Source organism: Burkholderia sp. AU17457, from assembly GCF_002223255.1.
Classification (GTDB): Bacteria; Pseudomonadota; Gammaproteobacteria; order Burkholderiales; family Burkholderiaceae; genus Burkholderia; species Burkholderia sola.
In genome coordinates, this window is the sequence record NZ_NKFB01000001.1 from 143,248 (window position 1) to 161,826 (window position 18,579).

11 protein-coding genes, 1 tRNA gene, 1 pseudogene and 2 riboswitches are annotated in these 18,579 nt (G+C 69.3%); of the genes and pseudogenes, 3 read left to right on the plus strand and 10 right to left on the minus strand.

Going from position 1 to position 18,579, the window contains the following annotated elements:
• Window positions 1-20: 20 nt before the first annotated feature.
• The 7 genes and pseudogenes from CFB49_RS00680 to CFB49_RS00710 form a co-directional block, all read right to left on the minus strand.
• Window positions 21-1,163: an alginate lyase family protein gene (locus CFB49_RS00680; protein ID WP_089490581.1), complete on the minus strand. Its 1,143-nt coding sequence runs from the start codon at window positions 1,161-1,163 to the stop codon at window positions 21-23.
• 154 nt (window positions 1,164-1,317) lie between these two features.
• Window positions 1,318-4,245, minus strand: a complete 2,928-nt coding sequence (gcvP, locus tag CFB49_RS00685) for an aminomethyl-transferring glycine dehydrogenase (protein ID WP_089434359.1) — start codon at window positions 4,243-4,245, stop codon at window positions 1,318-1,320.
• Window positions 4,246-4,306: 61 nt separating this feature from the next.
• Window positions 4,307-4,687 (minus strand): glycine cleavage system protein GcvH, encoded by a 381-nt coding sequence (gene gcvH / locus CFB49_RS00690; protein WP_069618752.1) that lies wholly within the window; start codon window positions 4,685-4,687, stop codon window positions 4,307-4,309.
• A gap of 124 nt (window positions 4,688-4,811) precedes the next feature.
• Entirely contained in the window at window positions 4,812-5,930 is a 1,119-nt protein-coding gene (gene gcvT, locus CFB49_RS00695; RefSeq protein ID WP_069618751.1) for a glycine cleavage system aminomethyltransferase GcvT, read from the minus strand.
• Between the two features lie 83 nt (window positions 5,931-6,013).
• Window positions 6,014-6,147: riboswitch (glycine riboswitch) on the minus strand.
• A gap of 32 nt (window positions 6,148-6,179) precedes the next feature.
• Window positions 6,180-6,282: riboswitch (glycine riboswitch) on the minus strand.
• Between the two features lie 114 nt (window positions 6,283-6,396).
• Window positions 6,397-6,762: a hypothetical protein gene (locus tag CFB49_RS00700; RefSeq protein ID WP_027811833.1), complete on the minus strand. Its 366-nt coding sequence runs from the start codon at window positions 6,760-6,762 to the stop codon at window positions 6,397-6,399.
• A 227-nt stretch (window positions 6,763-6,989) separates the two neighbouring features.
• Entirely contained in the window at window positions 6,990-8,042 is a 1,053-nt protein-coding gene (locus tag CFB49_RS00705) for an oxidoreductase (RefSeq protein WP_089490538.1), read from the minus strand.
• A 241-nt stretch (window positions 8,043-8,283) separates the two neighbouring features.
• Window positions 8,284-8,466 (minus strand): annotated as a pseudogene (locus tag CFB49_RS00710) (SGNH/GDSL hydrolase family protein); the annotation flags it as partial.
• A 311-nt stretch (window positions 8,467-8,777) separates the two neighbouring features.
• Between CFB49_RS00710 and CFB49_RS00715 the strand changes: the two are divergent.
• Entirely contained in the window at window positions 8,778-10,865 is a 2,088-nt protein-coding gene (locus CFB49_RS00715) for a UvrD-helicase domain-containing protein (RefSeq protein ID WP_089490539.1), read from the plus strand.
• A gap of 112 nt (window positions 10,866-10,977) precedes the next feature.
• Here the strand turns inward: CFB49_RS00715 and CFB49_RS00720 are convergent, their stop codons facing one another.
• The gene (locus tag CFB49_RS00720) at window positions 10,978-11,865 is read right to left on the minus strand and encodes a c-type cytochrome (RefSeq protein WP_050015913.1); all 888 of its coding nucleotides are present in this window, start codon (window positions 11,863-11,865) and stop codon (window positions 10,978-10,980) included.
• Window positions 11,866-12,116: 251 nt separating this feature from the next.
• Between CFB49_RS00720 and CFB49_RS00725 the strand changes: the two genes are divergently transcribed.
• Together CFB49_RS00725 and CFB49_RS00730 are read left to right on the plus strand one after the other, a co-directional pair.
• A tRNA-Arg gene (locus CFB49_RS00725) sits at window positions 12,117-12,192 on the plus strand.
• A gap of 189 nt (window positions 12,193-12,381) precedes the next feature.
• Complete coding sequence (locus CFB49_RS00730) at window positions 12,382-13,929, plus strand: TIGR04222 domain-containing membrane protein (protein WP_089490540.1); 1,548 nt, start codon at window positions 12,382-12,384, stop codon at window positions 13,927-13,929.
• A 70-nt stretch (window positions 13,930-13,999) separates the two neighbouring features.
• Here the strand turns inward: CFB49_RS00730 and CFB49_RS00735 are convergent, their stop codons facing one another.
• Window positions 14,000-17,368 (minus strand): glycosyltransferase, encoded by a 3,369-nt coding sequence (locus CFB49_RS00735; protein ID WP_089490541.1) that lies wholly within the window; start codon window positions 17,366-17,368, stop codon window positions 14,000-14,002.
• Between the two features lie 2 nt (window positions 17,369-17,370).
• Complete coding sequence (rffA, locus tag CFB49_RS00740; RefSeq protein WP_089434367.1) at window positions 17,371-18,528, minus strand: dTDP-4-amino-4,6-dideoxygalactose transaminase; 1,158 nt, start codon at window positions 18,526-18,528, stop codon at window positions 17,371-17,373.
• Between the last annotated feature and the right edge of the window lie 51 nt (window positions 18,529-18,579).

An 18,579-nucleotide genomic window follows, 5' to 3' on the forward strand; every position in this document is an offset into this window, starting at 1 on the left:
GCCTTGCTGTAAGAATGGTGCTAGCGCGCCTGCAATGGCAGGCACGCGGCGAGCCATGCGGGCGGCGTTGGGGAAAGCTGCTGCGCGACGCGGGCGTAGCGCCCGTCGAGCCGCGCGGCCAGATGAAAGAGTTCGGTGGCGTTTTTCGGGTCCCACTGCCCCGTGTAGCCCGGCAAGCCGGCCTCGCGGCGCTTCGCGTCGAACGGCACCGGCGAATTCACGAATTCCTCGTGGGTTTTCTCGCCGAGCGCGTACGGCACGAGCCAGTCGAGCGCGGCCGCGAGCGTCGCGCCGTTCGCGCCGCGCTCGCGCAGCCAGTTGCGGTTGAAGCGGCGCGCGGCGAGCGCGGCCGTCACCAGCGGCTGCAGATCGTAGACCGCGTAATGCAACGCGTCGCGTTCCTCGAAATCCCAGGTCTTGCCGTCCGGGCCGATGTTGTCGGCGAGATGCTCGACGAACAGCCGCTGCGCGGCGTTCATCATCTTGCGGTCGCCGAGCGTGAACGCGGACAGCGCGATCAGCTTGATCCGGTGGCTCTGCCAGTTGTTGCGCCAGGTGCCGGTGAGCGGGCGCTTCTGCGCGTCGACCTGCGCGACATAACCGGCGCCGAGCTTCGCGATGAACGCGGCCGTCGCGTTGCGCGTCTTCACCGGCAGCGCGCTCGCGGTCATGTCGTACGCGACGATCAGGCTGTCGAAGCGCGTCTCGTCGATCGGGTTGAAGCTCGGCTGGTAGGTCGAGACCCACGCGGACAGGAAGCGGTCGACGAGTTGCAGGTAGCGCGGCGCGTTCGTCACGCGCCACGCGAGCGCCGCATCGCGCATCAGGTCCATGTCCTTGAGCGCGGCTTCGCTCTGGTCGTAGATGCCTTCATGCGGCAGCGTGCCCTCGGTGTGCACGCGCGCCATCGCCTTCGGCTGCTCGCCGATACGCGCGTCGACGCTGCGAATCAGCGCCTGCACGCCTGGCTCGGCGTGCGTCGTCTCGCTCGACTGCAGCGCCGGCGCCGCGCAGAAATTCATCGCCGCGCGCGCATTGCCGGACACGCCGAGGCCGGCAGCGGCCAGCGACAGCGCGGCGACGAGCATCGGCGCGTAGCGGCCTGCGCGCGGGCGCGGCCGCCGCGCCGCTGCACCTTGGCCCGGAAACATCGGACGCACCATGCGGAACTCCTTCATTGGCTGGATCGCGTGTGATGTTAGCCGGATTGGCGGGCGAGCGTGAAACGGTTGGCCGGGCGGCGAACGTAAAAACCGCACGCAACCGGCGGCTGCGTGCGGTGGGGTCACGGTCGGACGCTCCGGCGCGGGACGGGCGTTATGCGTAGTCCGACATCGGCACGCACGAGCAGAACAGGTTGCGGTCGCCGTACGCGTTGTCCGCGCGGCCGACCGGCGGCCAGTACTTGTTCGTGCCGAGCGACGCGACCGGGTACGCGGCCTGCTCGCGCGAGTACGCGTGCGGCCATTCGTTCGCGGTGACGACGGCCGCCGTGTGCGGCGCGTGACGCAGCGGGTTGTCCTCGCGATCGGCCCGGCCTTCCTCGACGGCGCGGATTTCCTCGCGGATCGCGATCATCGCGGCGATGAAGCGGTCGAGTTCTTCCTGCGATTCCGATTCGGTCGGCTCGACCATCAGCGTGCCCGGCACCGGGAAGCTCATCGTCGGCGCGTGGAAGCCGTAGTCCATCAGGCGTTTCGCGACGTCGTCGACGCTGATGCCGCTCGTTTCCTTGATCGGACGCAGATCGAGAATGCACTCGTGCGCGACCAGCCCGCCCGGGCCCGAATACAGCACCGGATAGTGCGGCGCGAGGCGCTTCGCGATGTAGTTCGCGTTGAGGATCGCGGTTTCGGTCGCGGCGGTCAGGTTCTTCGCGCCCATCATCGCGATGTACATCCACGAGATCGGCAGGATCGACGCCGAGCCGTACGGCGCGGCCGACACCGCGCCGATGCCGTCTTCCGCCCGCGCGTAGCCGGTCGAGCGCTGGTTCGGCAGGAACTTCGCGAGGTGCGCGCCGACCGCGACCGGGCCGACACCCGGGCCGCCGCCGCCGTGCGGGATGCAGAAGGTCTTGTGCAGGTTCAGGTGCGACACGTCGCCGCCGAACTGGCCGGGCGCGGTCAGGCCGACCATCGCGTTCATGTTCGCGCCGTCGACGTACACCTGGCCGCCGTGCGCGTGGACGATCTCGCAGATCTCGCGGACGTTCTGCTCGAACACGCCATGCGTCGACGGATACGTGATCATGATCGCCGCGAGGTTCGCCGAATGCTGCTCGGCCTTCGCCTTCAGGTCGGCGATGTCGACGTTGCCCTGCGCGTCGCAGGCGACGACCACGACCTTCATGCCGGCCATGTGCGCGGACGCCGGGTTCGTGCCGTGCGCGGATGCGGGAATCAGGCACACGTCGCGATGGCCTTCGCCGCGCGATGCGTGGTACGCGTGAATGATCAACAGGCCCGCGTATTCACCCTGCGAGCCCGCGTTCGGCTGCAGCGACACGGCCGCGTAGCCGGTGGCCGCGACGAGCATCTGTTCGAGCTGGTCGATCATTTCGCGGTAGCCGACGGTCTGCTCGGCCGGCGCGAACGGGTGGATGCCGCCGAACTCGGGCCACGTGACCGGCAGCATTTCCGACGTCGCGTTCAGCTTCATCGTGCACGAGCCGAGCGGGATCATCGAACGGTCGAGCGCGAGATCCTTGTCCGACAGGCTGCGCAGGTAGCGCAGCATTTCGGTTTCGGAATGGTGGCGGTTGAACACGGGGTGCGTCAGGTACGCGCTCGTGCGCTCGAGGCCGGCCGGCAGCGCGGCGACGCCGGCGAGGCCCGCGTCCAGCGCATCGACGGCCGGCGCGGTGCCGCCCGCGGCCTGCGCGAACACGTCGAGGAGATCGGCGAGGTCGTCGCGCGTCGTCGTTTCGTCGACCGATACGCCGACTTGCGTGTCGCTCACGCGGCGCAGGTTGATGCGCTTCGCCTTCGCGAATGCGTGAATCTGCGCGGTACGCGCGCCGGTATCGATCGTCAGCGTATCGAAGAACGTGTCGTTGACGGTCGCGAAGCCGAGCTGCTTCACGCCGGCGGCGAACAGCGCCGCGATGCGGTTCACGCGCAGTGCGATCGTCTTCAGGCCGTGCGGGCCGTGGTAAACCGCGTACATGCTGGCCATGATCGCGAGCAGCGCCTGCGCGGTACACACGTTCGACGTCGCCTTCTCGCGGCGGATGTGCTGTTCGCGCGTCTGCAGCGCGAGACGCAGCGCGGGCTTGCCTTGCGCATCGACGGTCACGCCGACGAGGCGGCCCGGCATCTGGCGCTTGAATTCGTCGCGCACGGCCAGGTAAGCGGCGTGCGGGCCGCCGAAGCCCATCGGTACGCCAAAGCGCTGCGTGTTGCCGATCGCGACGTCCGCGCCCCATTCGCCGGGCGGCGTCAGCACGGTCAGCGCGAGCAGGTCGGCCGCGACGACCACGTGGCCGCCGGCCGCGTGGATCGCTTCGGTGAGCGCGCGGTAGTCGCGCACGTCGCCGTTCACGCCCGGGTACTGCAGCAGCACGCCGAATGCGTTCGCCTGTGCGGCGTCGGCGGCCGGGCCCGTCTTCACGTCGATGCCGATCGGCAGCGCGCGCGTACGGATCACTTCAAGGGTTTGCGGCAGCACGTCGTCGGCCACGTAGAACACGTTCGACTTCGGCTTGCCGGTGCGCTGCAGCAGCGTCATCGCTTCGGCCGCGGCGGTGGCTTCGTCGAGCAGCGATGCGTTCGAGATCGCGAGACCCGTCAGGTCGGCGACCATCTGCTGGAAGTTCAGGAGCGCCTCGAGGCGGCCCTGGGAAATTTCGGGCTGGTACGGCGTGTAGGCCGTGTACCACGCCGGGTTTTCGAGCACGTTGCGCAGGATCACGGCCGGCGTATGCGTGTCGTGATAGCCCTGGCCGATGTACGAGCGGAACACCTGGTTCTTGTCCGCGAGCGCACGCAGCGCGGCGAGGGCTTCAGCCTCGCTCTTCGGCTGCGCGAACGGGCCGAGCGGCAGCGTTTCGGCGCGGCGGATCGAGGCCGGGATCACGGCGTCGATCAGCGCGGCGCGCGACGCGAAGCCGAGCGTGTCGAGCATGGCCTGCTGGCTGGCGGCGTCGGGGCCGATGTGGCGTTCGGCGAACGCGTCGTGCGTTTCGAGCGCGGCGAGCGAGAGGGGCGTGCGGTTCATCAGGCGGTCCGGGTGTTCGAGCTTCATGGCGTGACTCTGGTCCCGCGCGGGCCGGCTGCCCGGCCGCGCGCGGTTCGGGTAAGGAAAATTAGTCGATCAGCTTGCTGTACGCGTCGGCGTCGATCAGCTTGTCGGTCGATGCGCCGGCCGCGAGCTTGATCTTGAACAGCCACACGCCGTATGCGTCGCCGTTCACTTCTTCCGGCGCATCGGTGGCGGCTTCGTTGACGGCGACGATCTCGCCGGACACCGGCGAGTAGATATCGGATGCCGCCTTCACCGATTCGACGACGCCGACGGCGTCGCCCGCGGTCACCGACTTGCCGACTTCGGGCAGCTCGAGGAAGACGATGTCGCCGAGCGTGCTCTGCGCGTGATCGGTGATGCCGACCGTCAGCGTGCCGTCCGCCTCGGTGCGGATCCACTCGTGTTCGTCGGTGTACTTCAGATCGGCCGGGACGTTGCTCATCGGATGCTCCTGGATAAAAGGGTGTGTTCGTTTTGCTGGCGCGCCGCCATGGTGCGCCGGATGGGGTTGCGCCGGGCGCCATCTCCCGGCAGGCCGGGAGGCGGCGCCGGCCGCCTCCCGGTCGTTACGCAGCGAGGACCTTGCCGTTGCGCACGAACGGCAGTTTTACCACGCGCGCGGGAAGATTCTTGTCTCGAATTTGCACCTGGACGGTGTCGCCGATCTGGACGGCCGTCGGCACGCGCGCGAACGCGATCGATTCCTGCATCGACGGCGAGAACGTGCCGCTCGTGATCTCGCCTTCGCCGTGCGGCGTGACGACCTTCTGGTGCGCGCGCAGCACGCCGCCCGCCTTGCCGTTCTCCTTCTGCAGGATCAGGCCGACGAACGCGGCGCGCGTGCCGTTGGCTTCCAGCGCGGCGCGGCCGACGAAGTCGCGCGGCGCGGTGAGGTCGACCGTCCACGCGAGGCCCGCGTCGAGCGGGGAGACGGTGTCGTCCATGTCCTGGCCGTACAGGTTCATGCCGGCCTCGAGACGCAGCGTGTCGCGCGCGCCGAGCCCGCACGGACGCACGCCGTTTTGCCGCAGCGCATCCCACAGCGCGACGACGTGCACGGCCGGGACGATCACTTCGAAGCCGTCTTCGCCGGTGTAGCCGGTGCGTGCAACGGTGAGGTCGCCGAACGGCGTGCCGGCGACCTGCGCGGCGTTGAACGGCTTGAGCTCGCTGGTGGCGGCGCGCGCGGCGGGCACCGTCGCCCAGACCTTCTCGCGGGCGTTCGGACCCTGGACGGCGACGATCGCGAAATCGCGGCGCGGCGCGATCGTCAGGCCGTAGCCGCCTTGCTCGTTCAGCTGGTTGAACCACGCGATGTCTTTCTCGGCGGTGCCGGCGTTGACGACCACGCGGAAGAATTCTTCGGTGAAGTAGTAGACGATCAGATCGTCGATGACGCCGCCCTGCGGGTTGAGCAGGCACGAGTAGAGCGCCTTGCCGGGCGTCTTGAGCTTGCCGACGTGGTTCGCGATCGCATGCTCGAAGAACGCGCGCACGCGGCTGCCGGTGAAATCGACGACGCACATGTGCGATACGTCGAACATGCCGGCGTCGGTGCGCACGGCAGCGTGTTCTTCGATCTGCGAGCCGTAGTTGACGGGCATGTCCCAGCCGCCGAAGTCGACCATGCGGGCATTGAGCGCGCGGTGCGCGGCGTTGAGCGGGGTGTGATTCAGTGCAGTCATCGAGGCCTCAGGCAAGGCGCTTGCGCGCGGATCAGAACGGCCATGTGCCGACCGCCGCGGCCGATGGCCTCGAGCGATCCGTTACATGCCCCTCTGTCCTCGATACCTGAGAGATTGCGCTGCGGGCAAAGCCCGGCGAACGCGCGCCCCTTCGGTGGGCAGCTTGCCCGCGCAGCCAATGCGCTGCGGGCTACTGCCGCTCTCCAGAGTGCGGGGAGTGTCGTGCGCGCAGTGCGCGGACGCGGTTCCCCGACGCGGTCGGTCCTTTTGCCTGAGAGTTTGCGGGTGTGCCCCTTCGGCGGCGCAACCGGTGTCGGAACGACCCGGTCACACGCTCTCCCGACGCGTGCGGGCGACTGTACGCGAGCGGGTCGGCATTGTCAATTTGAGCAAAAGAATGTCGCTTCGCGACAAGCGGCGGCGGCCGGCGCCGCCGCTTCATCCGTGCCGGCAGGCGCCGGGCGCGTTACTCGCCGATCGCGCGCGCGGCCGTGTCGAGTTCCTGGTTCAGCACCCGCTGCTCGTCGCCGGACAGGCCGCCGTTGTGCTGGGCCGACATGTCGTTCGCTTCCTGGCGGATCACGTCGAGGCGGTGGTGAAGCTGCGCGCCGTACGGCGGCGGGTAGTAGCCGCCGTTCACGCGCGCGTCGATGCGGCGATGCAGGTTGTCGATCCGGCCCTGGACCTCCTGCATGCGGTCGTTCGCGACGACCTGCGGATTCGGTCGCGGCGGCGGAGGCGCCTGCCGGGCCGGCCGCTGCGGCTGCACGATACACGCCGCGAGCGAGGAAACCAGGACGCAGCATGCCGCTGCGCGAATCAACCGTTGCATCACATTCTCCTGACGGATAAGTGTCGAATCGACTTTTTGAGAAACGCGTCAGACCGGACGACCGCTGACTTTCGTTCCCGCACCATTTGTAACGGAATGTTGGGGGCTGGGCTGGGCTGGGCCGGGCCGGCCGGCGGTCGGTGTGGCGGCAGACCCGGCGCCGCCGCCGACGCGGGGCGGCGTGGCGCGGTGGGCGGCCGGGCCGACACCGACCCGGCCGGCGGCCATCAGACGGTACGGCGCACGAACGGCACCCGGCGGCCGTCGTGTTCGCTCTGCGCGGCGAGCTCGATGATCGTCATCACGTCGACCGCGTCCTGCGCGGTGACGGGGAACGGCGCGCCGTCGCGGATCGACGCGGCGAGCGCGCGGTAGAACTCCGCGTACTGGCCGTCGAGCGTCGGTACCGGACGTTCGACTTCAAGGTCGCCGTCGAGCACGCGCAGCAGGCCGGGCGGGTTGCCGCCGCCGAATTCGACGTCGTCCGCGGTGAGGCCGGCCTTGAGCTGGTCTTCCTGCGTGTCGAGCCCGAACTTCTGATAGCTGCCGCGCGTGCCGTGCAGCGTGAACCGCGCGGGCTCGATCGCCGCCAGCGCGCTTGCATGCAGCGCGATGTCCTTGTCCGGATAGCCGAGCAGCAGGTGCACGAAATCGGGCGCCGTGCCGTTGTCGCGGCGCGTCTTGACGGTGGCGCTCACCGTGTCCGGTGTGCCGAACAGCGCGAGCGCCTGGTCGATCAGGTGCGGGCCGAGGTCGAGCAGCAGGCCGCCGCCGCGGGCCGGCTCCTCGCGCCAGCGCGTGCGCGGCGTCGGCCGGAAGCGGTCGAAGTGCGACGCGAAGTAGGTGACGCGGCCCAACTCGCCCGATTCGACGACGCGGCGCACGGTGAGGAAATCGCCGTCCCAGCGGCGGTTGTGGAACGGCGCGAACAGCCGGCTGCGCGCGTTCGCGAGCCGCGCGAGCGCGAGCGCCTCGTCGGCGGTGAGCGTGACCGGCTTGTCGACGACCACGTGGCGGCCCGCTTCGAGCACCTGGCGTGCGAGCGTGAAGTGCGTGTCGTTCGGCGTGGCGATCACCACGCACTCGATATCGTCGAGGCCGAGCAGCGTGTCGAGATCGGGGACGATGCGCGCGCCCGGATACGCGGCGTGCGCGCGATCGGACTGACCCGTCGCGATCGCGGCGACTTCAGTGCGGCCGCTCGTGGCGATCACGGGCGCGTGGAACGTCGCGCCGGCGAAACCGAAACCCATCAAACCAATCCTGAGCAATGACGACATGGCAATTCCTGGCTGCGAAGGAAACTAAAGGATGGCGCGCCGGAGCGGCGCGAAGACGACTGGCTATTTTGGCATGGCGCCGCGGCTTGCACAGACGCGTCGGGCGAAACGCGCGAGGCGATGCGGCAACTGCGCAAGGGGTGCGGGCGTTTGCGCGGGACCGGGCGCCATGCGCGCGACTATCCGGCTTTCGGCTTTCGGCTTTCGGCCCTCGGCTCCGCTCGCGGCTTTCTGCGCCGCGCGCCGCGCGGCAAGCCGCGGCGGCCGAATCGCCGACCGCCAGCACGCTCAGCGGCGGGCCGCCGCCGGCGACGCCGTCGCGCGGGCCGGCCGCCTCGGGCAGCCGCGGCGTGACGCGGCGCACGTAGCGCCCCTGCGCGAACAGCAGCGGGCCGAGGGCGGCGATGGCGAACGGGTATCCCATGAGGTCGATCCGGTGACGGTTCAGGCGAATTGAAGCGGGCCGGCGCGGGTGGTGCCGGGGGAGTGCGTATTGTGTCCGATCGCCGCGCGGACGGGGCCAGATTGGCCGAGCGGACAGGCACGACCCCGCCGAACGGACAGGGGGCGCCCGCTCGGCAAGCCTGCGCGCGCCCGTCCGGCCGCGCGCCCGAAACACGCGCCGCCGACGTGTTAACATGCGCGTCCTGCCCGCGTGTCCGCCTGCTTCGCCAGCCTGTCGCGTACGGCATCCTCCCGGCATTCCGCCGTCAACCAGCAACACCATCCGCCATCATGTCCGCAGGCCTCAATCCCGCTCAGAATGAAGCGGTGCGCTACCTCGACGGTCCCTGTCTCGTGCTCGCCGGCGCGGGCAGCGGCAAGACTCGCGTGATCACGCAGAAGATCGCGCACCTGATCGAAGCGAAAGGCTTCGAGCCGCGCCATATCGCCGCCGTCACGTTCACGAACAAGGCGGCCGCCGAAATGCGCGAGCGCGTGTCGAAGCTGCTGGAAGGCAAGACGCTCACCACGCCCGGCAAGGAAGGCCGCAAGGTGCCGGTCAACCAGCTCACCGTCTGCACGTTCCACTCGCTGGGCGTGCAGATCCTGCGCCAGGAGGCCGAGCACGTCGGCCTGAAGCCGCAGTTCTCGATCATGGATTCGGACGACTGCTTCGGGATGATCCAGGAGCAGCTCGGCACGACCGACAAGGGGCTGATCCGCAAGATCCAGAGCATCATCTCGCTGTGGAAGAACGGCCTGATCATGCCCGACGAGGCGATGGCGATCGCGGCCAACGAGGACGAGCACCAGGCCGCGCTGGTCTACCGCAACTACGTGGCGACGCTGCATGCGTACCAGGCGGTCGACTTCGACGACCTGATCCGCCTGCCCGCCGAGCTGTTCGCGAAGAACGAGCCGGTGCGCGACCGCTGGCAGAACAAGCTGCGCTACCTGCTGATCGACGAGTACCAGGACACCAATGCGTGCCAGTACGAGCTGCTGAAGCAGCTCGCGGGCCCGCGCGCCGCGTTCACGGCGGTCGGCGACGACGATCAGGCGATCTACGGCTGGCGCGGCGCGACGCTCGAGAACCTCGCGCAGCTGGGCAAGGATTTCCCGAAGCTGCACGTGATCAAGCTCGAGCAGAACTACCGGTCGACGGTGCGAATCCTGACCGCCGCGAACAACGTGATCGCGAACAACCCGAAGCTGTTCGAGAAGAAGCTGTGGTCCGAGCACGGGATGGGCGACTCGATCACCGTCACGGCGTGCAACGACGAGGAGCACGAGGCCGAATCGGTCGTGTTCCGGCTGTCCGCGCACAAGTTCGAGCGGCGCGCGCAGTTCCGCGACTACGCGATCCTGTATCGCGGCAACTTCCAGGCACGCATCTTCGAGCAGGTGCTGCGGCGCGAGCGGATCCCGTACGTGCTGTCGGGCGGCCAGTCGTTCTTCGACAAGGCCGAGATCAAGGATCTGTGCGCGTACTTGCGGCTGATCGCGAACGCCGACGACGATCCCGCGTTCATCCGCGCCGTCACCACGCCGCGCCGCGGCATCGGCAACACGACACTCGAGGCGCTCGGCTCGTTCGCGGGGCAGGCGAAGGTGTCGCTGTTCGAGGCCGTGTACATGGGCGGCATCGAGGCGCGGCTGTCGGCGCGCCAGGTCGAGCCGCTGCGGATGTTCTGCGACTTCATCCAGCGCCTGACCGAGCGCGCGGACAAGGAGCCCGCGACCGTCGTGCTCGACGACATGATGGAGGCGATCCACTACGAGGCGTACCTGTACGACGCGTTCGACGAGCGGCAGGCGCAGTCGAAGTGGCAGAACGTGCTCGAATTCCTCGAATGGCTGAAGCGCAAGGGCACCAAGCCCGAGACGGAGGCCGTCGACGGCGAGGCCGACGGCTTCCACAACGCGGACGGGCTCGCCGATACGGGCAAGAACCTGCTCGGGCTGATCCAGACCGTCGCGCTGATGTCGATGCTCGAAGGCAAGGACGAGGATCCGGACGCCGTGCGGCTGTCGACCGTCCATGCGTCGAAGGGGCTCGAGTATCCGCACGTGTTCCTGGTCGGCGTCGAGGAAGGCATCATGCCGCACCGCGGCGGCAGCGAGGACGACGGCCCGATCGACAACGAGCGGATCGAGGAGGAGCGCCGGCTGATGTACGTCGCGATCACGCGCGCGCAGCGCAGCCTGCACCTGAACTGGTGCAAGAAGCGCAAGCGGGCGCGCGAGACGGTCGTGTGCGAACCGTCGCGCTTCATCCCGGAGATGGGGCTCGACGAAGCGCCGCCGCCGACGCCGGAAGAAGCGCCGATGTCGCCGAAGGACCGGCTCGCGAGCCTGAAGGCATTGCTGCAGAAGTGACGCGGCGGCGCTGCCGCGAGCACGATGGCGCGCCGAACCGGCAACCCCAAAACGAAACCCCCGCGATGCGCGTGCGTCGCGGGGGTTTTTTACGGACGGCCGTGCGGGCGCGTTACTTCGCCGCGTTGACCATGTAGTCGACGGCCGCCTTCACGTCGGCATCCGACGCGTTCGACCCGCCCTTCGGCGGCATCGCGCCCTTGCCGTGCAGCGCGTAGTTGTAGACCGTATCCATCGATTCCTTCAGGCGCGGCGCCCAGTCTTCCTTGCTGCCGAACTTCGGTGCGCCGAGCACGCCGGCCGCATGGCAGGCCTGGCAGGTCGACGCGTACAGCGCCTTGCCGGCCGTTGCCGCATCGGCGCCGGCCGGGGCGGCCGCGGGCTTTTCGCCGGCCTTCGGGATCGCGGCGATCGCGGCCATGGCCGCGGCGGCCTGCGCGTTCGATGCGTCGGCGCCCGACGCGGGCGCGCCGCTGGCGGGCTGCGCCGCGTTGGCGGCCGGCGCGGCCGGTTCGGGGAAGTTCGCGCCGTCGTTGTTCGCCATGTAGACGATCGCGCGGGCGATTTCATAGTCGCTGACGTCGTCGGGGCTCGTGCCGCCGCGCGCCGGCATCGCGCCCTTGCCCGCGAGGGCCGTCTTCAGCAGCGTGTCGAAGCCTTGCGAGATGCGCGGCGCCCAGTCGTCCTTGTTGCCGAACTTCGGCGCGCCGGCGGCGCCGGTGCCGTGGCAGGTCACGCAGACGGCCTTGTAGACTTCCTCGCCGGTCTTGTACGTGCGGGGCGCGTTGGCGTCCTTCACGTCGACCTTCGCGATCGGCGCGATACGGGCGGCGACCTGCTGGTCGGATAGCGCGTCGGTGCCGGCGCCGGAACGGAATGCATGGTTCGCGTAATTGGCGAACAGGACGATCAGGACGATCGGAATCGCGAACGACGCGATGATGACGGCAATCAGCTGCCCGGGGGTTTTGACGGGAGATTCGTGGGGTGCTTCGCTCATGCTTGCCTCGTCTCCGTGAATAGGAATTGTGAGCGCGGTGCAACGGCAAAATGGCAGTCCAATGAAGCACGGACGATTATAGACGGAACGTTTACATCACGGCGAGCGGCGCGATGGCGCGTGTTTACCCGCACGCAGGGCCGTCCGGCGGCGATTCGACGGGCAAGGTGGACGCTTCTCGGGAAACCGGGTATCCTTGCCGTCTTGCCAATCGTGGGCGGCCTGTATATGGGGTCGCTTCACTGTCTCACGCGCCCGTAGCTCAATGGATAGAGTACTGCCCTCCGAAGGCAGGGGTTGCTGGTTCGATCCCAGCCGGGCGCGCCAAATAGCCTGATTCCAGGCGTCGAATTCCCCAATCCGTTTTCCTGAAATCGCCAAGCGTAGCGTCACCCCACGGTATCGCATCGCCATCTTCCGCACCGCTTCCCCCGCTTTCCCATTGTGCGAGAATCGCCCGCACCGACAACTCCAAGCGTCGATCGCGGCGGCCGTCCGCGCATCGCGCCGACTCCGATGGCTGCCATTCCATCCACCTCGACCGCAGTCGCTGCCTGCGCGCTGACCGATGCGCAGCAGGCGCTGCTCGCGCGTCTGCGCGCATATTCCCCCGACGATCCGCACGCGCCGCTGCCGTACAGCCGGCGTCTTGCCGAAGCCGAAGGCTGGTCGCATGACCACGCGCTGGCCGTAATCGACGAATACAAGCGCTTCGCGTTCCTCGCGCAGGTAACCGGCCATCCGGTCACGCCGTCGGTCGCGGTGGACGCCGCATGGCACCTGCACCTGCAATACACGCGCGAATACTGGGACGTGTTCTGTGCCGACGTGCTGCGCGCGCCGCTGCATCACGTGCCGGGCGCGGGCGCGCCCGGCGAGGCCGCGCAGTACGCGTGGCACTACCGGCAGACGCTCGACAGCTACCGCAGGCTGTTCGGCTGCGAGCCGCCCGAAGCGATATGGCCGCGCCCCGTGGCCGAGCCGGCCGTGCCCGCCGACGCCCCGGTGCAGCGCGCGGCACTGCGCGACGGCCCTTCGAGCGCGCCCGCCGCGCGCCCGCGACTCTGGCGGCGCTTCGCGAAGTTCGCGTGGCCAACGGCGGCGATCAGCGTCGCGGCGACCTGCGCGAGCGCGAGCGATTTCAATGTGCTGGACTTCTCTGGGCCGGACTTTCTCGGATTGTTCTACGTGCCGCTCTGCATCGCCGCGCTGCTGCTGATCGCCGGCCTGCAGTGGATCGAATACCGTCACCGTGCGTGGGGAACGCGTGCCCCCGAATCGTCGCCCGACCTGAGCGCGGAGGAAGCGGCGTATCTCGCGGGCGGCGGCGCGCGGATGGCGCAGGTCGCGATGCTGTCGCTCGCGCATGCCGGTGCGATCGAGCTGCGGATGAGCAAGGTCCACGGCGCGCGGGTGCGGATCGACGATCCGCGACATGCAGGCGCTTATGGCGCCGATTGGGAATGGCTGAGGAGGCAACCTGGCGGCGAGACGAGCTGCCACGCGTTCGGTCAGCGTCTCGCGTGGCGCGAAGCCGACTGCGCCGCAGCGTTGCAGCGCAAAGGCTGGCTCTGGGCGCCGGGCGAGATGCGGGCGACGCGGATGGCCGCGCACGCGATCCTGCTGCTCGTGTTCGGCGCGGGCGCGGCGAAGCTCGCGGTCGGCCTGACCCGCGGCCGGCCCGTGTTGCTGCTGATGATTTTCATGGCGGCGTTCATGGTCGCGTACCATTTCATGGTCGGACGCCTGCCCGGCTTCGGGCGCGGCGGCATGACGCGCGGCGGCGAGGCGGCGCTCGCCGCGCACCGCGACGAACGCCGGGGCGACCGCGCGACGCCGGACGGGCTTTTGTGGACGGCCGCGCTGTTCGGCGCCGGCGCGCTCGCCGGCACCGTGTGGGCCGCGCATTCGAACGTGCTGATGGCGCCGCCGCCCGTCGCCGTGAACACCGGCGGGTCGAGCGGTTCGTCCGACTCCGGCGCCGGGGACGGCAGCAGTTCGAGTTCGTGCAGTTCGTCGAGCTCATGCAGCTCGAGCAGTTGCGGCGGCTGTTCGAGCAACTGAGCACCGGGCGCGCTGCCGGGATAGCGCGCCGGGCCGCCAGCGTCAGGCAAGCGGCACGGCGCGCGTCGAACTATGCGATCGCGGCATCGGCGGGCGTTCGTGCCTGCGCGGCACGCCCGTCGCCCGCCTCGACGATCAGCGTCCAGTCGAACGCCGGCAGTGCGCAGAGCTGCTCGACGGTGGCCGTGTATTCGTGCGCGGGCGCGTGCAGGTAGCGCACCTTGTCGGTCCATTCGGGCAGCGTCGCCTGCGACGTGGTCAGCACGACCGCCAGCAGATCCTGTTCCGGCCGCCTTGCGATTTCCTGCAGGCTCAGCCGGACCTTGTCGAGGTCACCCTCGGCGTCCAGGATCAGCGCGCCGGGGATCGGCGCATCCGGCCGGCCGGGCGGGTTGCCGACAGCGCCTTTGTCGATGCACTGCTGATACACATGGCGATAGCGCGGCAGCGCCTGCTGTAGCGCGTGATGCTTGCGGACCTTCGCCTGCGCCGTGCGCGCGAGCCCGCGGCGCAGCGCCGGGTTCGCGATCAGCCGGTCGAGCGCATCGACCCAGGCCTGCGGCTCATCCGGGACCAGCAGGCCGTCGCAGCTGTCGTGCAGCGCGAGGCGATAGGCTGGCCGGTCGCTGACGATCGAGGCGATGCCGGCCGCCGCGTATTCCTGCCACTGTATCGTGCTCGTGCCGGCGTTGTAGTCGTGGTCGGCGAGCGGCAGCAGCGCGATGTCCCAGCACCGTTCCGGCAGGCGTTGTGCGTGCGCGTCGTAGTCGTGAAGCTCGGGCTCGCACCCGGCGTCCGGGTGGCCGGCCCAGCCTGGGGGGACGTCCGCGCCGACGAAACTCACCTTCACCTTGCCGGGATGGCGCGCGCAGATCGCCTGCAGCGCCGCGTCGACGAGCGCGAAGTTGTCGGCGCGCAGCGACGCGCCAGCGATGCCGATCGTCACGCAGTCGTCGCCGCGCGCCGTCACGGGGCGGTAGAACCGGTCGAAGTCCACGCTGTCGGGCAGCACGTGAACGCGCGGGTGCGACAGCCGGTAGCGGCTGGCGATGAACGGCGTGGATACGATCACGGCGTCCGCGTTGCGCAGCACGAGCTCGATCCCCGCGCGGGCCATCCCGCCTTGCGCGGCGAGCCGGTGCGCGGCCGGCAGGTCGGTCAGCAGGTCGTCGGTCTCGTAGATCACCGGCTTTTCATGCTTGAAGATCGTATACAGGTCGTTGCCGGTCAGGATGCCGGGCGTCAGCCGGTGCAGCAGGATGGCGTCGGCCGTGGCCAGCACGCTGCTGTCGATCTGGCCGTCCCGGATGCCCGGGACGAGTTCCCATTCGTCGTTCAGCAGACCGAACGGCAGCGTGAGGCGAATTCGCGATGACGCGCACGCGTCCGGATCGATCGAATACACGATCAGGCGCTTGCGGCGCGGTGCGGCGTCCGCAATCGCGGCGACGGGCGCCCGCGTCCGGTTCTCCGCGAGCAGCCGCGCGTACAGCACGCCGTGGCGCGCGGCGTTGCGGCCGATGTCGTGCTGCGCACGGATCGCATCCTGCGCGGCCGCGGCGAGTCGCGCGCGGGTTTGCGGATGCTCGATCAGGTGCGCGATCGCGTCGACCCACGCGTCGGCGGTGTCGGCGACGAGCCAGCCCGTGCGGCCGTGGACAACCGAGCAACCTTCCGCCGGCGTGGCGACGAGCACCGTGGCCGCGCCGGCCGCCGAGCATTCGAGCCATGCGCGCGGCGGCGCATCGTCGCGCAACGTGACCGGCGACGCGACCAGCGCGATGTCGAGGTCCGCGCGCTTCAGCGCGTCGGCGTAGCTGTCGTAAGGGGCAGGCTCCGCGATCAGCGTGACGTCCGGTTCGCGGTCCCAGCCGGCCGGCAGCGCCGCGCCGACAAACGACACCCGGAGCTTCCCCGGAAACCGGCGGCGGAGCTCGGCCAGCGCGTGGCGGACCTGCTCGAGACGCGCGCGGTCGAGACCGGTGCCGGAAACCGCAAGGTTCACGTGGTCGCGCACGCCGGGCGCCGCGCGGTGCAGACGCTCGAGATCGACGCCGGTCGGCAGCACGTGGACCGATGCGTTGACATGACGGTACTGCCGCACCAGCGCTTCCGACGGCACGACGAGCGCATGCGCACGCTGCACGGCGCTGCGGATGCCCGCCTTGCGGCGCGCGTTGTCGGCCGCGCCGGGGATGTCGGCGAGCAGCGTGTCGAGCGGCGCGTCGATCTCGAGGACGACCGGCTTGCCGAGCGAGAACAGGTGTTCCAGCGTGGCGGGGGACAGCAGGCCCGGCGTGTCGCCCTGCAGCACGATCAGGTCAGCGCGCTGCAGCGCGTCGGGATCGATGCCGGCCGGCGTGACAGGGAACGTCAGTGCCCATTCGCGGTCCAGCCGCGCGAACGGCTGCGCGAAGCGCAGGCTGGTGCGCGCGTGGTCGGCCGGTTCGGCGGTGACGACCGCGATGCACGAGCGCGGCGCGGACGCGGGCTGTCCTTGGGCGGCGGCGCCCGTCGCGACGGCCTGCGCATCCAGCTTGTCCGCGTGTGCCTGGGTTCGCTCGACGAAGTTCTGCAGCTGCTGCCAGAACGCGTCCTCTTCCTTCAGGTAGACGCCGCGCGCTTCGTGAACGGTGGCCTTCGCGTGCGCGATCTCGTGTTCGTCGAGCCCCCACGCGATGCCCTTGCCGTCCATCACCCACCGGGTCGGCTCCGACAGCGACGCGTCATTCATGATGCACACGACCGGGCAGCCGCACAGCAGCGCTTCGAACACGGCGGTGGACCATTCGTACATGTACACGCACTCGACCTGTCGGAACAGCGCCGCGAGTTCGTGCGCCGAACGTTCCGGCACGCGGGTCGAGATTTCGATCGACTCGGCGGTGACCGGATGCAGCGTGCCGCCGCGCCGCAGGTGGCGATTGATGAAGACGGCCGTGCCGTTGCGGCGTGCGTCATCGACACCGTCGCTGTTGAAGATGCGCGTGTCGACCAGCGGTATGCGCAGCAGGTCCGCCTTCCATTCTTCGGGCACCAGCGACGGCCCGAACGTGAAGATGAGGTCGTTCGGCTGCAGGGTAATCGGTTCGCCGTTGATGCGGCCGGGCTCGGCCAGCAGGTAGCGTACGACGCAGCGCGCGTTGAACGGATTGCCGGTGACGACGTCCGGGTAGACGACGATCGGGCTGCGATTCGCGCGGGCGTGCGCCTGCACGATGTCGTCGGTCAGCGGCGGCGTGCGCAGGTCAGGATGCACGACCGGCGTGCAGACGTACGCTTCCTGGCCGAGCAGGTTCAGCACGTGGCACAGATAGTGCATCGCGCGGATCCCGCCGGAGGTTTGCCGGAAATTCGGCGCGAGGATGTAGTACGGGTGGCCGAGTCGCGTAAAAATGCGCGAACCGCCGTGCGCCAGGCCAGGTTTGGGAGTCGTCATCGTTATCGGGTGCGGTAGAAATCGAAGACCACGTCGAGGATGCGATCCTGTTCGGCTTCGGTCATGTCGTGGTACAGCGGCAGCCGGACGAGCCGGTCGGCGACGAGGTCCGTCACCGCCATGCCGGACCCGCAGCGCCCATAGCGCTGCCCGGCCGGCGAACTGTGCAGCGGCACGTAGTGGAACACCGCGTTCACGCCCACCGCGCGGATCTGCTGCAGCAGCTCGGTGCGTTCGGCGAGGTCGCGTGCGAGGAAATAGAACATGTGGCCGTTGCCGCGCTCGGCGAGCGAAATCGCGGGCAACTCGATCAGCCCGTCCGCGTGCAGCGGCCGCAGCGCGTCCTGGTAGCGCTGCACGGTCGCGCGCCGCTGCGCGGTGATCACGTCCGCGTGCTCGAACTGCGCGTACAGGAACGCCGCAATCAGCTCGCCCGGCAGGAACGACGAGCCGACGTCGACCCATGTGTACTTGTCCACCTGCCCGCGGAAGAACTGACTGCGGTTGGTGCCCTTCTCGCGGATGATCTCCGCGCGCTCGACGAGGCGCGGGTCGTTGACCAGCAGCGCGCCGCCTTCGCCCGAGATCACGTTCTTGGTCTCGTGGAAGCTGAGGCACGCGAGGTGGCCGAGGCTGCCGAGCGGCTTGCCGTTCCACGACGACTGCAGCGCCTGAGCGGCATCCTCGATCACCCACAGGTCGTGGTCCGCCGCGAGCTGCCCGATCACGTCCATGTCGCATGCGACGCCCGCGTAGTGCACCGGCACGATCGCGCGCGTGCGCTTGGTGATCGCGGCGGCGATCTGCGTCTCGTCAAGGTTCAGCGTGTCGCGGCGGATGTCGACGAACACCGGCGTCGCGCCGCGCAGCACGAACGCGTTGGCGGTCGACACGAACGTGTAGGACGGCATGATCACTTCGTCGCCGGGCTGCACGTCGGCGAGGATCGCGGCCATCTCGAGCGCGGCCGTGCACGAGTGCGTGAGCAGCGCGCGCTGGCAGCCGATGCGCGCTTCCAGCCAGCGGTGGCAGAGCTTCGTGAACGCCTGGTCGCCGGCGAGGCCGCCCTGCTCGACCGCTTTCGCGATGTAGTAGAGCTCCTTGCCGACCACGAACGGGCGGCCGAACGGAATGACGTCGAGATTGGGTGGGCCGAACATGGTCAGGCTCCGCAGTAAGGGGGACGTTCGGCCGCGCGGCTCGCGCGCGGC